The following is a 4,722-nucleotide window of genomic DNA, read 5'->3' as shown; positions in this document are numbered from 1 at the left end:
GGTCTGACGCTGGTCTCGCGGGACGGCAGGCCGTACCGCTTCGACCCCCGGGCTGGAACTCACCGTCGGGGAGGAGGAGGTGGCGCGGGCCCGGGAGTTGCGTGACGCCCTCTTCCTGCTCGCCGCGGACCGCGCCCACGGTGGCCCGCTCGATCCCACCCACCTGGACGTGGTCAACGCCGCCGCGGCCGAGCCTGCGCTGGTCAGCCGGATCCTGCCGGACGGGACCCGGGGCTGGGCACCTGGAGCCACGGGGACGCGGCTGCTGTCGACCGTGGCCGGAGATGCCGTCGACGTGTTCACCGGCCGGTACGCCGACCGCATCCGTGAGTGCGGCGCCCACGACTGCCGGCTGCTCTTCGTCGACACCTCACGCCCGGGCCGGCGCCGCTGGTGCTCGATGGAGCACTGCGGCAACCGCGAGAAGGTCCGGGCCCACCGGGCGCGGCGATCACCTGGAGCGGCCGGGGGCGGTCACTGACGACGCCGAGGCGGGCCGCTCAGGACCGGCCCCGGTCCCGGCCTCGGCCCCGGTCCCGGCCTCGGCCCCGGTCCCGGCCTCGGCCCCGGTCCTGGTCCTGAGCGGCCTATGGCCGGCATCCCCTGGTGCGCGGGCTCTCGGCCGGGACGGCGGAGGCGGTCGCAGCCTCCTGGCCGCCCGGCTCCCCGGCCGTCAGTGAAGTCGCCGAAGTCGCCGCTGATGCCGCCGGGGCAGCCGCCGCGGACGTAGTCGCTGATGTCGCCGCGGTGGTCGGCGCGGCCGGGACCGTGGCGGCCCTGGCCACGACGGCCGATTCCCGGGCGGTCGCCGCCGCGCCGGCCTGTGCCTCCGGTGCCACGGCCCTGGTTCCGGTCCCGGTCCCGACCCGCAGGCCGCTCGCGCGCAGCGCAAGTGCGGTGCGCCGTGCGGTACGCAGGGCGTCCCAGGTGAGCACCATCAGCGCCAGCCACACCAGCGCGAAGCCTGCCCACCGCTCGGGCGGCATGGCCTCGCCGAAGTAGAGGACACCGAGCAGGAACTGGAACACCGGCGCCAGATACTGCAGCAGTCCCAGGGTGGACAGCGGCACGCGTATCGCCGCCGCGCCGAAGCAGACCAGGGGGAGCGCGGTGACCAGACCGGTCGCCGCCAGCAGCGTGGCGTGCCCCGGGCCCTCGGTGGAGAAGGTGGACTCGCCCTGCGCGGTCAGCCACAGCAGGAAGCCGAGCGCCGGCAGGAACTGGACCGCGGTCTCGGCGGCCAGCGATTCCACGCCACCGAGGTTGACCTTCTTCTTCACCAGCCCGTAAGCGGCGAAGGAGAAGGCGAGGACGAGGGAGATCCACGGCGGCCTGCCGTACCCGACGGTGAGGACGACCACCGCCGCGAAGCCGGTCCCGACCGCCGCCCACTGTGCCGGCCGCAGCCGCTCCTTCAGCAGCAGCACGCCCAGGGCGATGGTGACCAGCGGGTTGATGAAGTACCCGAGCGAGGCCTCGACGACGTGCCCGGTGTTCACGGCCCAGATATAGAGGCCCCAGTTGACGGTGATCACCGCCGCGGCGAAGGTGACGAGGGCCAGTCTGCGCGGTTGGCGCAGCAGCTCCAGGGCCCACGCCCAGCGTCGTACGACGAGCAGCGCGACGGCGACGAACACCAGCGACCACACCATCCGGTGGGCCAGGATCTCGGTCGCCCCGGCCGGCTTCAGCAGCGGCCAGAAGAGGGGGACGAGCCCCCACATTCCGTATGCCGCGAAGCCGTTCAGCAGGCCTGTCCGCTGCTCACCCCTGGACGTCCCGGTCACGGGCACCTCCTTCACCTGTCCTGCACGCCGGAACGAAGGTAGCGCCGCGAGACCCTACCTGTCATGTGTGTTTCGGCATACGGTCATGACAGGTGGAGGGAAGGTGGGGCGGAGGACCGCTGGAGAGCCGGGCGGACGGCCCGGTTCAGTCGCCGAGTGCGGCCCTGATCGCCTCGGCGAGCGGGGTGGTCGGACGGCCTGCCAGACGGGACAGTTCGCCGCCGGGGACGACCAGCTCGCCCTTCTCGATGGAGGCGTCCACGCCGGCCAGGACGGCGGGCAGCGGCTCGGGCACTCCGGCGCCGCTGAGGATGCCGGCGTAGGCGTCGGCGGAGACCGGGGTATAGGCGATCTCCCGGCCGGTCTGCCGGCTCAGCTCGGCCGCGTACTCCGCGAACCCCCAGGCCTCGTCGCCGCCCAGCTCGTACGTCCGGTTCTCGTGCCCCTCGCCGGTCAGTACGGCGACGGCCGCGGCGGCGTAGTCGGCGCGTGCGGCGGACGAGATCCTGCCCTCGCCGCCCGCCTGCACGACCGCGCCGTGCTCGAGCACCGGGGCGAGGTTCTCGGTGTAGTTCTCGTGGTACCAGCCGTTGCGCAGCAGTACGTACGGCAGACCGGAGGCGAGCAGCGCCTCCTCGGTGGCGCGGTGGTCGTCGGCGAGTGCGGCGGTCAGCGTGCCGGGGGCGCTGGTGTAGGCGAACAGCGCGACGCCGGCCGCCTCGGCCGCGTCGATCACCACCCGGTGCTGCTGCACCCGGCCCTTGTCGAACTCGTTGCCGGATATCAGCAGTACCTTGTCGCCCGCCGAGAACAGCTCTCCGAAAGTCCCGGGGGTGTTGTAGTCGGCGACGGCGAGCCGCACTCCGCGCCCGGCGAGGTCGTCCGCCTTCGCGGGATTGCGGACCACGGCGGTGACCTGGTCGGCGGGGACCTTCCCCAGCAGTTGCTCCACGACGTGCCGGCCGAGATGTCCGGTGGCTCCGGTGACGATGATGCCCATGATCAGAACTCCTTGTGGGTGGTTCGGCATCGACCGTAGGCGGGGTGCTTTCCAAACGTAAGTACCCACTTTCAAGTAAGGTACTGGCATGGCAGTAAGTAGTGGCCCGCAGACCGGGAAGGGCTCCGCCGAGGCGATGTGCCCGTACCGGCTGGTCCTGGAGCATGTGACCAGCAGATGGGGCGTCCTCGTCCTGATCCACCTCCTGGAGCGCCCGCACCGCTTCAGCGAGCTGCGCCGGGCGGTCGGCCGGATGGGCAGACCGGTCAGCGAGAAGATGCTGGCCCAGACCCTGCAGACGCTGGAGCGCGACGGGATGGTCCTCCGGGACGCCCAGCCCGTGATTCCGCCGCGCGTCGACTACTCCCTCACCGCCCTGGGCCGTGAGGCGGCGGAGCAGGTGCGCACGCTCGCCCTGTGGACGGAGCGACGCATGGCCGAGGTGGACTCGGCGCGCCGGGCATACGACGAGGCCCGGACCTAGCGCCCGGGCCTCGTCCTAAGCCGTGCGCCTGCGTCAGCCGGTGACGGTCCAGGTGTCGCCGCCGGCGAGGAGGGCGGCGAGGTCGCCCTTGCCGTCTCTCTCGATGGCGATGTCGAGCTGATCGGTCATCTGGGTGTCGTAGACGGGGCGGTCGACGGACCGGAAGACGCCGATGGGGGTGTGGTGGAGGGTGTCGGGGTCAGCGAGGCGGGAGAGGGCGAAAGCCGTGGTCGAGGACGCGGCATGCGCGTCATGGACCACGATGTCGGCCTCGTTGTCGGAGGTGACGGTGACGACGTCGAGGTCGCCGGTGCGCGGATTGCGTACGACGCCCTTGGCCTGGTCGGTGCCGAAGCGGATGGGCTGCCCGTGTTCGAGGCGGATGACGGCTTCCTGTGCCTGCTGTCTGTCCTTGAGGGCATCGAAGGCGCCGTCGTTGAAGATGTTGCAGTTCTGGTAGATCTCGATGAGGGCGGTGCCGGGGTGGGCAGCGGCCTGACGCAGGACGTCGGTGAGATGTTTGCGGTCCGAGTCGACGGTGCGGGCGACGAAGGAGGCCTCCGCGCCGAGCGCGAGGGAGACGGGGTTGAAGGGTGCGTCGAGGGAGCCCATCGGCGTGGATTTGGTGATCTTGCCGACTTCGGAGGTGGGGGAGTACTGACCCTTGGTCAGGCCGTAGATGCGGTTGTTGAAGAGGAGGATCTTCAGGTTGACGTTGCGCCGCAGGGCGTGGATGAGGTGGTTGCCGCCGATGGAGAGGGCGTCACCGTCACCGGTGACGACCCAGACGGAGAGGTCGCGGCGGGAGGAGGCCAGGCCGGTGGCGATGGCGGGGGCCCGGCCGTGGATGGAGTGCATCCCGTAGGTGTTCATGTAGTACGGGAAGCGGGAGGAGCAGCCGATACCGGAGACGAAGACGATGTTCTCCCGGGCCAGGCCGAGTTCGGGCATGAAGCTCTGAACCGCTGCGAGGATCGCGTAGTCGCCGCAGCCCGGACACCAGCGCACTTCCTGATCGGACTTGAAGTCCTTCATGGACTGCTCGCCCTCCGCCCGGGGGACGAGCTGCAGCAGTGCGTTGGTGTCAGTCATCGATGGCCTCCTTCAGCGCCGCGGCGAGCTGCTCCGCCTTGAACGGCATGCCGTTGACCTGGTTGTACGAACGGGCGTCGACCAAGTACTTCGCCCGGATGAGGGTGGCGAGCTGGCCGAGGTTCATCTCGGGGATCACCACGGTTTCGTAGCGGTCGAGGACCGCCCCGAGGTTCGCGGGGAAGGGGTTGAGGTGGCGCAGATGGGCCTGGGCGATCCGGCCTCCGGAGCGGCGGATGCGGCGGACGGCGGCGGTGATCGGGCCGTAGGTGGAGCCCCAGCCCAGGACCAGGGTGCGGGCGCCGTCGGGGTCGTCGGCCTCGAGGTCGTCGACGGTGATGTTGTCGATCTTGGCCTGG

The 4,722-nt window shown here is 71.0% G+C and carries 4 protein-coding genes and 2 pseudogenes; 2 read left to right on the top strand and 4 right to left on the bottom strand.

From position 1 onward, the window contains the following. Positions 1-49: 49 nt before the first annotated feature. Positions 50-481: pseudogene (locus V5O46_RS31410) on the top strand (CGNR zinc finger domain-containing protein); the annotation flags it as partial. A 106-nt stretch (positions 482-587) separates the two neighbouring features. Here V5O46_RS31410 and rarD read toward each other — a convergent pair. Continuing rightward, positions 588-1,787 (bottom strand): EamA family transporter RarD, encoded by a 1,200-nt coding sequence (rarD, locus tag V5O46_RS31405; RefSeq protein ID WP_332888136.1) that lies wholly within the window; start codon positions 1,785-1,787, stop codon positions 588-590. A gap of 145 nt (positions 1,788-1,932) precedes the next feature. After that, entirely contained in the window at positions 1,933-2,787 is an 855-nt protein-coding gene (locus tag V5O46_RS31400) for an SDR family oxidoreductase (protein WP_332888135.1), read from the bottom strand. Positions 2,788-2,875: 88 nt separating this feature from the next. On the opposite strand from V5O46_RS31400, the gene V5O46_RS31395 reads away from it, so the two are divergent. Beyond that, entirely contained in the window at positions 2,876-3,271 is a 396-nt protein-coding gene (locus tag V5O46_RS31395) for a winged helix-turn-helix transcriptional regulator (RefSeq protein WP_332888134.1), read from the top strand. A 33-nt stretch (positions 3,272-3,304) separates the two neighbouring features. On the opposite strand, the gene V5O46_RS31390 is transcribed toward V5O46_RS31395, so the two are convergent. Beyond that, a complete protein-coding gene (locus V5O46_RS31390; protein WP_332888133.1) occupies positions 3,305-4,363 on the bottom strand; it encodes a 2-oxoacid:ferredoxin oxidoreductase subunit beta in 1,059 nt (352 codons plus the stop codon). Further along, a pseudogene (locus V5O46_RS31385) lies at positions 4,356-4,722 on the bottom strand (2-oxoacid:acceptor oxidoreductase subunit alpha); the annotation flags it as partial. The pseudogene V5O46_RS31385 and the gene V5O46_RS31390, both read right to left, overlap by 8 nt.

This window comes from Streptomyces poriticola, assembly GCF_036689765.1.
GTDB lineage: Bacteria > Actinomycetota > Actinomycetes > Streptomycetales > Streptomycetaceae > Streptomyces > Streptomyces poriticola.
The sequence above is the reverse complement of the archived record's forward strand: the minus strand, read 5'-3'. Positions and strand labels throughout refer to the sequence as shown.